Origin of the sequence: Streptomyces sp. SID5910 (assembly GCF_009862125.1) — a bacterium.
Taxonomy (GTDB): Bacteria; Actinomycetota; Actinomycetes; order Streptomycetales; family Streptomycetaceae; genus Streptomyces.
The window spans coordinates 1-14,527 of record NZ_WWHX01000140.1; the positions used below are offsets into that span (position 1 = coordinate 1).

General features: G+C 72.1%; 16 protein-coding genes and 1 pseudogene. 9 read left to right on the forward strand and 8 right to left on the reverse strand.

Annotated elements, in window-relative coordinates:
* The 3 genes from GTW67_RS05010 to GTW67_RS05020 all read right to left on the reverse strand — a co-directional run.
* Window positions 1–832, reverse strand: an 832-nt coding sequence (locus GTW67_RS05010) for an ABC transporter substrate-binding protein (RefSeq protein WP_161163579.1), incomplete at its 3' end; no start/stop codon positions are given.
* Between the two features lie 190 nt (window positions 833–1,022).
* Complete coding sequence (locus GTW67_RS05015; protein WP_161163580.1) at window positions 1,023–2,093, reverse strand: substrate-binding domain-containing protein; 1,071 nt, start codon at window positions 2,091–2,093, stop codon at window positions 1,023–1,025.
* 106 nt (window positions 2,094–2,199) lie between these two features.
* Window positions 2,200–4,188, reverse strand: coding sequence for a SpoIIE family protein phosphatase (locus GTW67_RS05020; RefSeq protein ID WP_161163581.1), 1,989 nt, complete (start codon window positions 4,186–4,188; stop codon window positions 2,200–2,202).
* Between the two features lie 230 nt (window positions 4,189–4,418).
* Here GTW67_RS05020 and GTW67_RS05025 point away from each other — a divergent pair, with 230 nt between their 5' ends.
* From GTW67_RS05025 to GTW67_RS05040, 4 genes and pseudogenes are all read left to right on the forward strand, one after another.
* Window positions 4,419–5,015, forward strand: coding sequence for a TetR/AcrR family transcriptional regulator (locus tag GTW67_RS05025; RefSeq protein WP_161163582.1), 597 nt, complete (start codon window positions 4,419–4,421; stop codon window positions 5,013–5,015).
* A gap of 14 nt (window positions 5,016–5,029) precedes the next feature.
* A pseudogene (locus GTW67_RS05030) lies at window positions 5,030–5,925 on the forward strand (MFS transporter); the annotation flags it as partial.
* A gap of 103 nt (window positions 5,926–6,028) precedes the next feature.
* A complete protein-coding gene (locus GTW67_RS05035) occupies window positions 6,029–6,373 on the forward strand; it encodes an SCO0607 family lipoprotein (RefSeq protein ID WP_161163583.1) in 345 nt (114 codons plus the stop codon).
* Window positions 6,374–6,431: 58 nt separating this feature from the next.
* Window positions 6,432–6,821, forward strand: a complete 390-nt coding sequence (locus GTW67_RS05040) for a VOC family protein (protein WP_161163584.1) — start codon at window positions 6,432–6,434, stop codon at window positions 6,819–6,821.
* A 7-nt stretch (window positions 6,822–6,828) separates the two neighbouring features.
* On the opposite strand, the gene GTW67_RS05045 is transcribed toward GTW67_RS05040, so the two are convergent.
* Window positions 6,829–7,956: a MerR family transcriptional regulator gene (locus tag GTW67_RS05045; protein ID WP_202436833.1), complete on the reverse strand. Its 1,128-nt coding sequence runs from the start codon at window positions 7,954–7,956 to the stop codon at window positions 6,829–6,831.
* Between the two features lie 92 nt (window positions 7,957–8,048).
* On the opposite strand from GTW67_RS05045, the gene GTW67_RS05050 reads away from it, so the two are divergent.
* On the forward strand, window positions 8,049–8,651 hold the full coding sequence (locus GTW67_RS05050) for a CGNR zinc finger domain-containing protein (protein WP_161163586.1): 603 nt from the start codon (window positions 8,049–8,051) through the stop codon (window positions 8,649–8,651).
* 5 nt (window positions 8,652–8,656) lie between these two features.
* On the forward strand, window positions 8,657–9,052 hold the full coding sequence (locus GTW67_RS05055) for an SRPBCC family protein (protein ID WP_161163587.1): 396 nt from the start codon (window positions 8,657–8,659) through the stop codon (window positions 9,050–9,052).
* Between the two features lie 18 nt (window positions 9,053–9,070).
* Here GTW67_RS05055 and GTW67_RS05060 read toward each other — a convergent pair whose 3' ends face one another.
* The gene (locus GTW67_RS05060; protein ID WP_161163588.1) at window positions 9,071–9,376 is read right to left on the reverse strand and encodes a hypothetical protein; all 306 of its coding nucleotides are present in this window, start codon (window positions 9,374–9,376) and stop codon (window positions 9,071–9,073) included.
* A gap of 157 nt (window positions 9,377–9,533) precedes the next feature.
* On the opposite strand from GTW67_RS05060, the gene GTW67_RS05065 reads away from it, so the two are divergent.
* Window positions 9,534–10,349: an SAM-dependent methyltransferase gene (locus GTW67_RS05065; protein WP_161163589.1), complete on the forward strand. Its 816-nt coding sequence runs from the start codon at window positions 9,534–9,536 to the stop codon at window positions 10,347–10,349.
* Between the two features lie 73 nt (window positions 10,350–10,422).
* Window positions 10,423–10,998 (forward strand): hypothetical protein, encoded by a 576-nt coding sequence (locus GTW67_RS05070; protein ID WP_237518671.1) that lies wholly within the window; start codon window positions 10,423–10,425, stop codon window positions 10,996–10,998.
* A gap of 3 nt (window positions 10,999–11,001) precedes the next feature.
* On the opposite strand, the gene GTW67_RS05075 is transcribed toward GTW67_RS05070, so the two are convergent.
* The 3 genes from GTW67_RS05075 to GTW67_RS05085 all read right to left on the reverse strand — a co-directional run bounded on the left by GTW67_RS05075 (window position 11,002) and on the right by GTW67_RS05085 (window position 13,383).
* Window positions 11,002–11,655 (reverse strand): YceI family protein, encoded by a 654-nt coding sequence (locus GTW67_RS05075; RefSeq protein WP_161163591.1) that lies wholly within the window; start codon window positions 11,653–11,655, stop codon window positions 11,002–11,004.
* A gap of 193 nt (window positions 11,656–11,848) precedes the next feature.
* Window positions 11,849–12,358, reverse strand: a complete 510-nt coding sequence (locus tag GTW67_RS05080) for a DinB family protein (RefSeq protein WP_161163592.1) — start codon at window positions 12,356–12,358, stop codon at window positions 11,849–11,851.
* 23 nt (window positions 12,359–12,381) lie between these two features.
* Entirely contained in the window at window positions 12,382–13,383 is a 1,002-nt protein-coding gene (locus tag GTW67_RS05085; RefSeq protein ID WP_202436769.1) for an SdiA-regulated/phytase-like domain-containing protein, read from the reverse strand.
* Between the two features lie 177 nt (window positions 13,384–13,560).
* Here GTW67_RS05085 and GTW67_RS05090 point away from each other — a divergent pair.
* Window positions 13,561–14,527: glycoside hydrolase family 5 protein (locus tag GTW67_RS05090; RefSeq protein WP_161163593.1), on the forward strand; the 967-nt coding region annotated here is incomplete at its 3' end.

A 14,527-nucleotide genomic window follows, 5' to 3' on the forward strand; every position in this document is an offset into this window, starting at 1 on the left:
GTGCGCCGAGGTAGCCGACGGTCTGGTTCTTCTGGAGGGAGGCCGTCCACTGCTGGGAGAAGGACGGGGCGACCTGCACCAGGTCGTCGTCGACCATCTTCTGCCAGTAGGCGGCGGTCTTGTTGGTGGCCGCGTCCTGGAAGCCGACCTTCCAGGAGTCCGTCCCCGCCTTGAACCATTGCGCGCCGGCCTGCCAGGCCATCGCCTCGAAGGTGCTCGGGTCGTCGGGGAAGAACGTGGCGATACGGGCGTCGGGAACGGCCTTCTTGACCTTCTCCGCGTCCGTCCGGAACTCGTCCCAGGTCTTCGGCGGGGTGGTGATCCCCGCCTTCTCGAAGACGTCCTCGCGGTAGTAGAAGGTCTGGGGCGCCACGTCCAGCGGAAGGGCCCAGGTGGTGCCGCCCAGGCTGGTCATCTGCATCGCCTGCGGCAGGTACTTGGACGCGAGGTCGTCGGAGACGTGCTCACCGATGTCCTGGACCGCGCCGCGGCTGACGAAGTCCGGCAGCTGCGGGTACTCGACGTTGAAGACGTCGGGGGCGTTGCCCGCCTTCACGGCGTTGGAGATCTTGGCGTAGCCGCCGGCGTTGCCGGACGGTATCTCCTGGAAGTTCACGCGGACGTCCTGCTGGGAGGCGTTGTACGCGTCCACGACCTCCTGCGTGCCCTTGGCCCAGCCCCAGAAGGTGATGGTGACGGGCCCCTTGCCGGCGGCGCTGTCGGTGTCGTCGCTCGAACCGCAGGCGGAGAGGCCGGCGAGGCACAGCGCGGTCGCGGCGGCGACGAGGCCCGAACCGTACGTTCTGCGGCGGGAAGGCGAAGAGGAAGACATGGCGCGGCTCCTTGGAGAGGTCACGAGCACCGGCGTCCGGCCGGGCGCTGCGAGGTCACGCTGAGACGAGCGCCATCCTGAGATGCCGAACGATCGAAGTCAATACCTTTCGATCGAATGATCTGAATGATCAATCAAGAGGGTGAGACCGCCCGTGCGGTTGATTGTTCGATCAGAACAGGGCGCGTGGCTACGCCGGCCCGCCGCACGACTTGCGGAGCTCCAGCGTGGGCAGCAGCTCGATCTGGTGCACGGGCAGCGCGTCGCCCGCGTCGAGCCGCCGCAGCAGCAGGTCCAACGCCCCCGAGCCGACCGCCCTCTTGGGCGGAGCCACCGCCGTCAGCGGAGGCTCCGACAGCGACGCGTACACGTCGTCGTACGCGATCATCGCCACGTCGTCCGGCACCGTCAGGCCGTGCGCGCGCAGCAGCGACGGCAGTTGCAGGGCGTCCTGGTCGTTGTGCACGACCACGGCCCGCACGCCGGAACGGGCGGCCTCGGTGATCCGCGCGGCCAGGTCGGCGTCGTCCCCGGGCGAACGGGAACTGTCGGGACTGGACACGTCGATCACCGGCAGCGTCGGCAGGCCGAGCTGTGCCACCGCCTCGGCGTAGCCGGCGCGCACCTCGCAGGCGGTACGCGTGTCCGCGCGGGCCGCGAGCAGCACCGAGTCGTGCCCGAGCGCGACGAGCCGGCGCAGCGCCAGCAGCACCCCGTGACGGTGGTTCGAGCAGACCGCGTCCAGCTGCGCCGCCGGGCTCAGCGGCGCCGCCCGGCGTTCCACCAGCACGGCGGGCACGGGCAGTTCACCCAGCCAGTCGCCGCCTTCGAGCCCTCCGCCGGGGGTCCAGCCCGGCGTGAGCAGCAGTCCGTCGACGTCCGACTCCAGCAGGCGCTCCACCTGCGCGCGGTCACTGCCGGCCCCGTAGGGTGCGATGCCCAGCACCAGCCGGGCGCCCGCCGCGGTCGCCGCGGCACTGGCCCCGGCGATCACCTCGTCGAAGTACTGGCCGACGGTCGGCACCAGCATGCCGATCACCCGCCCCTGACCCGCGGCCTGTCCGCCGGAGGTGCCGGCGGAGAGTGCCACCGACCCGTGGGTCCGCTCCACCTTGCCCTCGTCGGCCAGCGTGGCGACGTCGCGCCGGACGGTGACCGCCGGGATGCCGAGGCGCTCGGCGAGCTCCACGATCCGGATGGAACCGGTCTCGCGTACGACGTCGAGGATGCGAGAGCGACGTCGTTCGGCCGAAGCAGCCATCGACACTCCTCCTTGTGATCGGACCGGTGCAGAGCTTATCCGATCACGGCCGGATCACCCCTGAGACGTTCGATCAGTATTTGATCGAACGATACGAAGGTGGCGCTCAGTCGGCCGGGTGTGCGCGGAAGGCGATCAGCGCGGTGTCGTCGCGGTCGTCGGACAGGTCCTGCAACAGCCGCAGCAGGTCCGGGAGGGGTTCGGCGCGGTGGGACGCGGCGGCGCGCAGAAGCCGCCGCTGACCGACGTCGAACGAGGCGGTCGGGGTCTCCACGAGACCGTCCGTGTAGTGCAGGAGGGTGTCGCCGGGCCCGAGGACGTGGGTGTGCGTGGCGCGGCGCACGCCGGGGGCCACGCACAGCGGCGGATCCTGGTCGGTGCCGGTGAGGAAACGCGGCTCGCCCCGGGCGGGGACGAGCAGCGGGGGCGGGTGACCGGCGTTGGACCAGGCCATCCGCCAGGTGCCGTCGGGGCGGCGCCGCAGATGGGTGTGGACGACGGTGGTGAAGGAGGCGATGTTCAACCCCTCGGCGGCGTCGTCCAGCATGGTCAGGAGAGTCGCGGGCGTGCAGTCGGGCCCCCGGTTCCAGGCAAGACCCCGCAGCATGCTGCGCAGTTGGCCCATGGCGGTGGCCGCGGTGAGGTCGTGTCCGGCGACGTCCCCGATGTCGAGGACGAGGGTGCCGTCGGGGTGGGTGATGGCGTCGTACCAGTCGCCGCCGATCTCGTGGGCCGGACTGGCGGGCCGGTAGCAGGCGGCCAGGACGGCACCTGGCACGGCGGGCGGCTCGGTGAGATGGGCGTGCTGGAGGCGCAGGGCGGTGCTGCGGGCCTGCTGGAGGTCGAGGACCCGGCGGATGGGCTGGTGCGCGAGGTGCAGAAGACTGCGCAGCAGCTCGATGTCGGCGGGCGCGGGAGCCGGGGTGTCCCCGTTGGTGCTGGTGGCGGCGTAGCCGAGGACGGTGCTGTCGACGACCAGCGGAATGAGGGTGAGGCTGGTGGCGTCGGCGTCGGCCAGCCACTGTTCGGTGACCTCCGGGACCAGGCCGGAGGGGACCCGGCCGCCCGCGGGCAGGGGGATGGTCCGCGGGGCCCGGCTCTCCAGCACCTCCCGCACGGTGCCGGAGACGGTGACGCTCTGGCCGCGCAGCGCGGGCCGGGCCGGCAGTCCCGGACGGGTGGCGGAGGCGATGCGGCGGGCCGTGACGGTCGCCGTCTCGGGCAGCGGCCACGCCTCCTGGGCCAGCAGCAGGATCACGCAGGCGTCGGCTAGTTCGGGCACGATCACCCGCACCACCGCGGCGAAGGTGTCCTCCAGGCGCTCACCGGACACCTCGGCGACCTGTGCGAGCAGCCGTTCGCCCAGCGTGGCACGCCAGGTGTCCTCGACGTCGATCGTCGCGGTGACCCACTCCTCGGCGCGGCCGCCCCGCAGGACGGGCACGCAGCGGGTCGACATGTGCCGGTACGAGCCGTCGGCGGTCCGTACCCGGTAGGTGTTCTCGAAGACGCCCGGAGGCTCCGCGGCGATGGCGGTGCCCCAGGAGCACATGAGTCTCTCGCGGTCACGGGGATGGATGCAGGCGGCCCATTCCTCGTCCATCCGTCCGTGCCAGGGCACCCCGGTCAGCCGCTGCCAGCCGGGGACGATCTCCTCCGCCGAGCCGTCCGGGCGCAGGACCCCCACCATCTGCGAGACGGCCGACACCAGCGCCTCGTAGCGCTGAAGGGCCAGCGTCTCGGCCGTGGTGTCCAGGGCGACGACCATGGCGCCATGGCCTTCCGGCATGGTGACGGGCGTGCAGGAGTAGACGAAGTACCGGGCCTGTTCGGCGGCGCCCGGATCGGGTTCGCGCGAGTCGGGCAGCCGGCGGGGCCGTCCGGTGGCGACGACGTCGTCCAGTACCGTCAGGAACTCCTCGGCATCCGGTTCGGGGAACGCCTCCCTGGCGGGCAGCCCCAGGGGCCGCGCGCCGAGCAGCCGGCAACAGGCCGCGTTCTGGTAGACCAGCCGGTGCTCCGGTCCCGCGAACAGCGAGACCGCCGCGACCGTCTCGTCGAACAGCCTCGGATCGAGATGCCTCGCGGGACTCATCAGCGGTCCCTCACGCCCCGCGCCCGCCGGGCGGCCGGTCGGCGGGAACAGCACCGGGCGACCACCGCCATCTCACACCCCTTCCGACGTCGGCACCGGAGACCTTGCTCATCTTCCTGATGCGGGCCCGGCACACCGCGCGCCACGCTGACAGCGGGAGGACCGTTACCCCGAACCGGGGCGCGGACCTCGTATTGTAACGGTCGATCCAAAACGGCTAGGGTCATGCCATGGCCCGACCGAGGACGTTCGACGAGGACCGGGCCCTGGACGCGGCGATGCACACGTTCTGGGAGAAGGGCTACGAGGCCACTTCCACCCAGGACCTGTGCGACGCCACGGGGCTGGGGCGCAGCAGCATCTACAACACGTTCAAGAGTAAGCACGATCTCTTCGAGCGCGTCCTGGCCCGCTACATCGACTCCACGACCAGTGCCCAGCTGGCCGTCCTGGAGGACGCGCGGCACAGCGTGGCCGAGCGGCTCCGCACCCTGTTCGCCGTGATCGTCGACGGTGAGGCGGAGCGGCAGAGGGACGGGCGCGGCCCGGGCTGCCTGACCGTCAACACCATGGTCGAACTGGTCGCCCGGGACCCGCGGGCGGCGGACATGCTGGAACGTGACACCGCCCGCCGGCTGGCGATGCTGCGCGCGGCGTTCGAGGAGGGCCGCCGGGACGGCAGCATCACGTCGCCCCGCGACGCCGGAGCCCTCGCCCGCTTCGTCAACGCGGCGATCGCAGGCATCCGCGTCTCCAGTCAGGGCGGCGCCGACCGGGCCGCCCTGGAGTCGATCGCCGAGATCGCCCTGGACGCGCTCACCGGCTGACGGGACGCCCCCGCGGCCCCCTCCTGACCGTGGGCCTGATGAGGTTCGCCCCGCGGACGGCGCTGATGGTGCTGTTCGCCGTCTTCCTCGCCGGCAACGTGCTGGCCGCGACCGCGACGGGCTACGGCGCCATGATGGCCGCACGGATCGTCACCGGCATGGCCTCGCAGGCGTTCTTCGGCGTCCGCATCTCCCTGTGCGCCCGGCTCACCCGGCCCGAGGTCCGGGGCCGGGCGACCGCCGTCGTCATGAACGGCCTCATGCTCGGCACCCTCCTCGGCCTGCCCGTCTCCACGCTGGTCCGCGAGTGCTTCGGCCGGCGCGCCGCGTTCTGGGTCATCACCCTGATCACCGTGGTCGCGGCCGTGGCCACCCTGTTCGGCGTGCCCCGCCTCGCACGGGCGGAGGGCGGCGGCTTCCGCGAGGAGGCCCGTGTCTTCCGCGACCCCAGGATGTGGCTGGTGCTGTCCACCAGCGCGCTGATCATCGGCGCCACCTTCTCGGCCTTCAGCTACTTCAACCCGATCCTCACCGACGTCACCGGCTTCTCCACCGGCACCGTCCCCCTGCTGCTCATCGCCTACGACGCCGCCACGGTCGTCGGCAACACCGTCGCCGGCCGCCTCGCCGACCGGCACACCGTCCCCGTCCTCGCCGTCGGCCTCGTCCTCAACACGGCCTTCCTGACCGGCTTCGCGCTCCTCGCCGGCCTGCCCGCGGCGACCGTCGTCTGCGTGCTCTCACCCTCGGCGTCATCCTGGGTTCGTCCATCGGCGCGGTGGTGATCGAGACCTGGGGCCTGCGCGCCCCGCTCTGGCTCGGCGCCGCGCCGGCGGTGGCCGGCCTGGCCACCGTCCTGCCCGACCTCGTCCACACCACCCGGACCGCCCGGACCGACCGCCCGGCGTGAGTACCGGCGAGTGCGTGCGCTGAGTACCCGTACTCAGGACCGGCCACCCGGCGTCGGCGAAGGTGGGGAACCTGCCCGCTCTCGCCGACGCCAGGAGACCCCAGTGCACAGGACCAGCACGCTCTGCCGACCCGTCGACCGCGCGCGGCGCGGCGTCGTCCGCGTCGCGGCCGCCACCGCACTCGGCTGCGCCACGGCGGCCCTGGTGCTCACCGGATGCTCGCTGGAGTACCGGGAGGCCGTCTGCGGCGGAGGCGAGTACCCCGTCACGTCGATCGGGGGCACCGGCTCCGCGTGCGCCCCGGACGGCGAGCGGCCCCCCGAGGGCTACACGCGCTACCCCGAGGGCAAGGTCCCGCAGCACGTCGACGACAAGTGGGACGTGTACTGGCGCACCCACATGATCGACGAGAAGGGCGTCATCGTGGAGGCTCCCGACGGCGGCTGACCCGGGTGGGAGGCTCGCCGCGGTGGCGTCCTGAACGGAAGTCGGGGAGGGTGACGCCATGGTTTCGGTGGTGCAGAACGTCGCGATCGACTGTGCGGACGCCTATGAGCTGGCCCGGTTCTGGAGCAGGGTGACCGGCCGTCCCCTGCATCCCGAGGACGGGCCGGGCGACCGGGAGACCCAAGTGCGGCTGGCGGAGGGCCCGGTGCTCCACTTCAACCAGGTGCCCGAGCCCAAGAGCACCAAGAACCGGGTCCACTTGTGCCTGCGCCCCGAGACCTCGCGCGAGCAGGAGGTGGAACGGCTGCTGGGGATCGGCGCCACGTTCGTCTCCGATCACCGCAATCCCGACGGCTCCGGCTGGGCGGTCCTCGCCGACCCCGAGGGCAACGAATTCTGCGTCCTCCGCGGCGAGTCGGACCGGAGCGACGGCCAGGGACCCGCCTGACGGCCCCTCAGGCCACGAGCAGGCGGAGGCCGAGTTCCGCCGAGTCGAGGGCGAGGAGGTCCCGGTTGCGTTCTGCCCACCGGCCCGAGGACAGGTCGTCGCGGAGTGCGCGTACCGCCCGCTGCTCGGCCTCCGGACCGACTCGAGTCCACACCGACACCGCGCGGCGTACGTGTTCCTCCAGATACGCCTCGGGCCGGCGCCAGTAGGCCTCCAGGAAGCCGTCGGCGCAGTCCCACGGGATGAGCACCGGCTCCAGGCGGGCCCCGACCGCGCGGGCCAGCCGGTCCACCGAGGGCCGGTCCGCGACGAGGCCGGCGACCTCGGGAAGGTAGTCGCGGGTCAGCCAGAACCGGTGACGCCAGCCGGTGTCACCGGCGTCGTGCGTGAACACCACCACGCGTCGCGCGACGCGGCGCATCTCGCGCAGCCCGGCGATCGGGTCGTGCCAGTGGTGCACGGTGCTGAAGGCCATCGCGGCGTCGAAGGACCCGTCCTCGAACGGAAGGCTCTCCGCCGAGGCGGCCACGCACGGCGCCGCGCCCGCGGGACGCTGCGCCCGCATGACCGCCGACGGCTCCACGGCGGTCACATCGCGGTCCGGAGGCTCGTAGGAGCCGGTGCCGGCACCTACGTTCAGTACCGTCCGTGCGTCCCCGAGCGCTTCCCAGACCCGCGCCGCGATCCGCGGCTCGGTGCGTCGCGTCGCCGGATAGGCGGAACCGATCGTCTCGTACAACTGCGCGCCGAACATCCTCAGTTGCTCCTCGGGTGTCGTCCTGATCCCCATGGCCCGCGCCTCCAGCTCCCGGTCCAGGGCCGTCACCAGGGCGGCGGCGCGGTCGCGCTGGTCCGTCAGCAGTCCGCGCAGCCGGTGCAGCCGCGCGACCGCGTCGGCGGCCGGGTCGTCGACCAGATCCGCGATCTCGCGCAGCCCGAAGCCCAGCCGCCGGTAGGCGAGGACCTCCCGCAGCCGCTCCACGTCGGCCGCCGAGTACGTCCGGTATCCGGCGGCGGTCCGTGCCGACGGCCGCACGAGTCCGACCTCGTCGTAGTGATGCAGCGTGCGGACGCTCACGCCGGCCAGCTCGGCCACGCGTCCCACGGTCAGGTGGTCCTTCACACGACCGACCATGCGGCATCACGCCACGTGAGGGTCAAGCCTCGGGGGGCGTGGGAATCGCCGTTCCTCTGCCCGCCTCGCGCGTAACCGGTTATATTGGTTACATGGATCCGACCCCGTCCAAGGGGCTGACGCTGCACTCGCACACCGGCGTCGCCTACCGATTCGATCCCGGCGCGCTGTGCCTGGAGCTGCTGACCACCGGAGGTCCCGGCCCGTATCGCCGGTACGAGGTCCTGCACGAGCCCGCCGACCTGGCCGGCTGGGCGGAACGGTCGCGGCTGAACCCGACGCCCGCGCTGGAGATCTCGGCGGACGAGGTGGCCGGCATGCGCAGGCTGCGCGACGCGCTGTTCCGCGTCGTCCTCGCCCACACGCGCGGCGAGCCTCACCCGCCGGGGGATCTGGAGGCCGTGAACGAGGCCGCCGCCCACCCGGCCCTGGCCCCCGCCCTCACCCCGGCCGGCGAGCGGCGGTGGGCCGGGACCCCCACCGGCACCCAGCTGGCGGCCACCGTCGCCCGGGACGCCGTCGAGCTTCTGACCGGCCCCTACGCGCACCGCATCCGCACCTGCGCCGCCGAGGACTGCCACCTCGTCTACGTCGACACCTCACGGCCCGGCCGCCGCCGCTGGTGCTCCATGGAGCACTGCGGCAACCGCCACAAAGTCAGGGCCCTGCGCGCCCGCCACACCGAGGAAGGATGACCGCCATGCCCACAGGACTCACTCAGGACGCCGGCTGGCAGATCGGGGTGTCCCGCACCCTGGCCCACCCCCCGGCCGTCGTATGGGACTTCATCAGCGGCACCGAGGGACTCGCCCTCTGGCTCGGGCCGGGCGCGGAGCTCACCCCCGAACGCGGCGCCCCCTACCGGACGGCCGAGGGGGTGACGGGCGAGGTGCGCGGCTACCACGCCGGGGCGAAGATCCGCGTCACCCACGGCACCACCACCGTCCAGGTCGCCCTGGCGCCCGCCGCCGAGGGAGCGCGCACCATGCTCCGGTTCCACCAGGAGCACCTGGCGGGCCCGGAGGAGCGCGAACGGCGACGGGCGCACTGGCAGCGCGTCATGGCCCAGGTCGCCGCCGCCCTCGACGGGGCCTGACGACGGGCGGGCCGCAGCTCAGCCGGTCTGTCCGGCGAACTGCGCCAGCTGGTCCTTCACCCACGGGTCGTACACGGCGAGCCGCTGGGCGGCCGCGGGGTCGAACTGGCGGATCTGGCCCATGACCCACGGGTCGACGCGCTGGTGGGAGCCGGACCTCCGGGAGTGATGGTGGTGCCCGGCCGGCGCTGCGGCAGGACGGGCGGAGTGCCCCCTGTGCTGCGGGGGCGCCGCCGTGGCCGAGCCCGCGCCGGCCAGAAGCGCACCTCCGATCCCGACGGCCGCTATCCCCGTGGTCACGACGTGTCGCATCGGCTTGTTCATGATGTTTCCTCCAGCTTCACGCGACGGCAGTCTCTAAACGGAATCCGATGATCCGGTTGTGGCGCCTACCCGGCCCCACACGCGATACACGTACGCCCCGGGCCGGAGTCACGGAAGTGGTGGTGGCCAGGCGTCGTCGCACGAGAGGATGGGCGCCATGACGGGAGAGTGTTCCTCCATCGACAGCACCGAACCCAGCATCGCCCGGGTGTACGACTACCTGCTCGGCGGCAAGGACAACTACGCCGTGGACCGGAAGATCGGAGACGTGTTCAAGCGTGATCTCCCCGGTTCGGTGGCGATCGCGTTCGCCAACCGGGCGGCGCTGACGCGGGCGGTGCGGGAGATCGTGACGACCACCGGGATACGACAGTTCATCGACCTCGGGAGCGGTCTGCCGACCGCCGACAACGTGCACCAGGTCGCGCAACGGCACGCTCCCGAGTCCCGTGTGGTGTACGTGGACACCGATCCCCAGGTACTGGTGCACGGGCGGGCCCTGCTGGAGGAGAACGACCGGACGCGGGTCGTGCCGGTCGACGTGCGCGACCCCGAAGGTGTCCGCACCCACCCGGACACCCGGGCGCTGATCGACTTCGACCGTCCCGTCGCGGTCGTGTTCAGCGCGATCCTCCACCACGTCAACGACGACGAGGGCCCCGGCGACATCGTCCGCCACTGGCGCGACCACGTGCCGTCCGGGAGCCACTTCTTCGTCAGCCACTTCCGTTCCGGGAACAACCCGGAGACGGCGGAGGCCGAGAAGGTGCTCCAGGGGACCTTCGGCCGGGGCCGGTGGCGGACCGACGAGGAGATCGAGTCCCTGCTGGACGGCTTGGAGATCCTCGATCCGGGGATAGTCCCGGCCTCCGCGTGGCGTCCCGACGCGGGCGACGGTCAGTGGGGCGGCGGCGAGCGGGAGCTCACCGTCTGGGAACGCCTCATCGCCGCGGGACTGGCCCGCAAGCCGTAGCGGAGTTCGGCCGGCAGGGCGCTGTCCCCAGTCCGAAGATCGCCAGGTCCCCGCGCTGCGGTTGAATGGCCGGGTGAACGACACCGCTGCTTCGCGACTTCGTCAGGCCGTCCGGCGCATCGAGGCCGCCACCTGTGAGCGTGCCGCCACGGGGTACGGCCCAGAGGAAGCCGACGACGTGGCCGGCACGTTCGCCACGGACGGCGCGCTCGGCTTCGACCCGTTTCCCTTCCTTCGCGCCCTGCACGAGGCCGGTTCGCGCGCGGTCGTCATCGGCCAGGTCGCCGGCATCATGCACGGTTCGACCGAGCTGACGGGCGACCTCGACCTGCTCTGGGACGGCACACCCGGACAGGCGCGGGCCCTGCGCGAGGCGCTGACGGCGACGGGCTGCACGGCCCCGCCCGACCTGAGCCGGCCGCAGGTCGCCTACCGGGTGACCGGCGCCGACGGCGACCTGTGCACACCCGCCCTGCCCTGGGGCGGCATGGACACCGAACCCTGCCTCGCCCGCGCGGTCGCCGCCCACGACCCGGAGGGCTTCACCATCCGCTACGCCGACGTGGACGACCTGATCCTGATGCGGCGTTCCCTCGGCCGCCCCAAGGACCACCGCCGCGCGAACGAGCTGGAGGCCCTGCGCCGTTGAGCTTTACGACGTCGCCCGGATCGCGGAGATGTCGAACTGCAACCGGACCTTCTCGCTCACCATCGTGCCGCCCGCCTTCAGGCGCTGGTTGTATACCAGGCCCCACTCGGTGCGGTCGATGGTGGTGGTGCCGTCGAAGCCGGCTCGTTCGAAGCCGAAGGGGTCCATGACGGAGCCCAGGTAGTCGAGTTGGAGGTCGACGGGCCGGGTCACGTCGCGGATGGTCAGGTCACCGGTCATCCGGAACGTCTCTCCGCCCTCGTGCGTGGTGGAGGTGCTGCGGAACACCATCTCCGGGAAGCGGCGCACGTCGAAGAAGTCCCTGCCGACGAGGTGCCCGTCCCGCTGCTCCACGCCCGTGTCGACGCTGCCGACCCGGATGACGAGCTCGGCCCGCGACTCGGAGGGCCGGGCTCCGTCGAAGTACAGGCTGCTCTCGTAGTCGGTGAAGGCACCGCGGACCGTGGTGACCATGGCGTGCCGCACGGAGAAGCCGATGCGGCTGTGCGGGCGGTCGATGCTCCACTGCCCGGTCAGGGCCCGCAGGGCCGGGTCGAGTGCGGCACCGTGGGGCTCCGCCACCGCGACGTGCGCATGGGAGCGGACAGTCGACGTGGGCTCGACCATGGTGGACGGGCGGCGGCTGAAGATACCCATGAGATCGTAGGCCCCTCTCGGAAGTGATCACTTCGTGTTATCACGGAGCCGCCTGGGATCACGTGGAGAGACGGGGGCCTTGTCCGGGTTCCATGGTGTCGGCCGCAAAGGTGCACAAGATCAACATGATCGCGCCACAGGTGCCACCCGGGCCCGGGCGGCGGGCGCCCGTGGAGGGGCCCGCCGCCGGGCGTCAGTCGGTGCGTGCCGTGCCGCCGAGGATCTGCTCGCGCAGGATGTCCGCGTGCCCGCAGTGCTGGGCCAGTTCACGCAGCATGTGCAGGTAGACCCAGCGCAGCGGCAGCGGGCCCCGGCGGTTGCCCCGGACGACGTCGTCCGGCGTCAGCTCCGCCGTGGCACGCCGGGACGCCGCACACGCCTGCCGGTAGGCGTCCTGGACCGACGCGATCGTGTCGTCGTCGCCGAGGACGAACGACTCGTCGGGCGTGTCCGGAATCCCGATCTCGCTGCGGGGCCGGCACGTGATCGCCTCGTCGAACCAGACCTTCTCGACGAACGTCGTGTGCTTGACGAGGCCCAGCAGGGTGGTCCTGGAGGTGACCAGCGACCGGCGTGCCTGCTCCTCCGTCAGTCCGTTCAGGCTGTCGTGCAGCGCGCCCCGGTGCTCGTCGAGGAACGTCTCGAACTGGTTCCGGAGCGCTGCGTGGAAGGCGGTGGGTTCTGTGGTCGGGTGGGAGGCCATGACCGCAACAATAGGCGGCACGGTCAGTCGCAGACGCGGGCGGTCGTCACCGCGCCGCCGGCGTTCTCGTCGTCCGTGCCGAGGACCGCGACGCCGGAGCCGGGCACGCAGTCCACGGCCTCGACCTTGTGGTCCGTGAACTTCCGCAGCACCTCGGGGTGCTTGGCCACCCTCAGCCGCACCCGGCCCGACCGGTCGAGCTGGACGGAGCCCGCGTCGCTCACCGCCGAGGCGAACGGCCCGTCGTCCCCCTGGTCCGAGGCCGAAGCGACCAGCAGGCGGCCCGAGTCGGTGACGGTCAGGTCGGAGGCGTGCCGGACCGCGCCCGTGGGATACGGCGCACGGTAGACGGCCTTCGTCACGGCGCCGAACGTCGACTCCCCGTACTCGTTGAACGACAGCGGCGCCGCGTACAGCGTCGCCGGCCGGCCGGCGCCGTCGCCCCGGTCCGCCCAGACCGCCGCCGTCCTGCCGTGCTGCGAAACGAGCGTGAAACTCTCGAAGTTGTCGCCCTGACCGATCGCCGGGAGCGGCGAGAGGTCGCGGACCTCGACCGCCTTCCCGTCCTCGGTGCTCTTCAGGTGGTAGACGAGGCCCCGGCTGGCCACGGCGAGGTACTCGTCGGAGGTGCCCGGCACGGCCTCCAGCGCCTCCAGGTCGATCGGCTCGGCACCGCCCCTCCACTCCAGCGGCCGCACGCCCGTCGCGTGTGCCGACCCGCCGGTCCCGTAGGTGAGCCGGGCGATGCGGTTCTCTCCGGGGCGCTTGTTGTCGAGGGCGATCAGCGCGCGGTAGGTGCCGCCCGAGCGCGAGGTGACGGCGAGCCCACTGATGCCGCTCTTGATGTCGTTCCCGACCCGCTGCCAACCGGAAGCCGAAGTCGAAGCCGAAGTCGAAACCGACGCCGGTACCGCAGCTGCCGTGGTGGCACCGGGCCGGGCCGCGGTCACGCCCGTCGAGGCGGCGACGGCGGCTCCCGCACCGAGCAGGGCGATGGCGGACAGGACGGCCTTACGTATGTGCATGGAGCTCCCCCTGAGGAGTGACGCGCGTAGATGAACCGGCTCGCCGGGAACGTAACGGTCCTGGCGCCCCCTCGGCAAGAGGTGCGCGCACAAGACCGGTCCGCACTCTTGAACAATGCTCAGCTTTCCTGATGTGATCTGCCGCACTGCCGACCGACCGACCGTGCCGGAGGTCCCATGTACCGCCGTCTGCTCGCCGCGCTCGTCTGCACCGTCCTGCTGTCCACCGGAACCGCCCACGCCAGGGCCGCCGTCGGGGACCACCGCGATCCGGCCGCCGGCATCCCCCGGCTCACGGACGACCGGGGCCGGGGCCGCGTGCTGACCCTGCGCGGCTGGAACGTCGAGGACAAGGCCCACCGCGGCGAGGCCGCCCTGTCCGCGATCAGCGAGCGGCACTTCCGGGACCTGCGGGCCCAGGGGTTCAACTTCGCGCGCCTGCTGGTCTTCTGGGACGACCTCGAACCCCGGCGAGGCCGTTACAGCGAGGCGTACCTGCGGAAGATCGAACGCATCCTGGACTGGGCGCACAAGTACCGCGTCCAGGTGCTGATCGACGCGCACCAGGACGTCTTCGGGCCCGCGTTCGGGCACCGCGGCATCCCCGAATGGGCGACGAGGACCGACGGGCTGCCGTTCACCGCGCACCCCGACGACTGGTTCGCCGAGTACTTCGAACCGGCCGTGCAGCGCGCCTTCACCCACCTCTACGAGGACCCGGACCTGCGGCGCGCCCAGGCGGACATGTGGCGGGTGCTGGCCGCACGCTTCGGGGACCATCCGGCCGTCCTCGGCTACGACCTGATCAACGAGCCGATGGGCGAGATCGCCCAGGACGAGGATCTGCCGACGGCCGCCCGGCGCATCGAGCGCGATCAGCTCACTCCCCTGTACAACCGCCTCTCGGACGCGGTCCGTTCCGTCGACCACGACTCCTGGATCTTCTTCGAACCGACTCCCATCGTGGGGGAGGGCGTCCCCACCGGACTGGGCCGCGTCGACGATCCCAGGGCCGTCTACGCGCCGCACTTCTACGACACGGCGATGGAGGCGGGCGCCGACTACGACCCTTCGGCCGGCTGGATCGAGGCGTACGAGGCGGCGGTCACCGTCTATCCGCGCCAGTACCGGGTCCCCGTCGTGA

Bases quoted from the DNA above. Each gene is read 5' to 3' on its own strand.
- GTW67_RS05015 (WP_161163580.1), bottom strand. From the start codon at position 2,093: ATGGCTGCTTCGGCCGAACGACGTCGCTCTCGCATCCTCGACGTCGTA.
- GTW67_RS05020 (WP_161163581.1), bottom strand. From the start codon at position 4,188: ATGAGTCCCGCGAGGCATCTCGATCCGAGGCTGTTCGACGAGACGGTC.
- GTW67_RS05025 (WP_161163582.1), top strand. From the start codon at position 4,419: ATGGCCCGACCGAGGACGTTCGACGAGGACCGGGCCCTGGACGCGGCG.
- GTW67_RS05040 (WP_161163584.1), top strand. From the start codon at position 6,432: ATGGTTTCGGTGGTGCAGAACGTCGCGATCGACTGTGCGGACGCCTAT.
- GTW67_RS05045 (WP_202436833.1), bottom strand. From the start codon at position 7,956: ATGGTCGGTCGTGTGAAGGACCACCTGACCGTGGGACGCGTGGCCGAG.
- GTW67_RS05050 (WP_161163586.1), top strand. From the start codon at position 8,049: ATGGATCCGACCCCGTCCAAGGGGCTGACGCTGCACTCGCACACCGGC.
- GTW67_RS05055 (WP_161163587.1), top strand. From the start codon at position 8,657: ATGCCCACAGGACTCACTCAGGACGCCGGCTGGCAGATCGGGGTGTCC.
- GTW67_RS05060 (WP_161163588.1), bottom strand. From the start codon at position 9,376: ATGAACAAGCCGATGCGACACGTCGTGACCACGGGGATAGCGGCCGTC.
- GTW67_RS05065 (WP_161163589.1), top strand. From the start codon at position 9,534: ATGACGGGAGAGTGTTCCTCCATCGACAGCACCGAACCCAGCATCGCC.
- GTW67_RS05075 (WP_161163591.1), bottom strand. From the start codon at position 11,655: ATGGGTATCTTCAGCCGCCGCCCGTCCACCATGGTCGAGCCCACGTCG.
- GTW67_RS05080 (WP_161163592.1), bottom strand. From the start codon at position 12,358: ATGGCCTCCCACCCGACCACAGAACCCACCGCCTTCCACGCAGCGCTC.
- GTW67_RS05085 (WP_202436769.1), bottom strand. From the start codon at position 13,383: ATGCACATACGTAAGGCCGTCCTGTCCGCCATCGCCCTGCTCGGTGCG.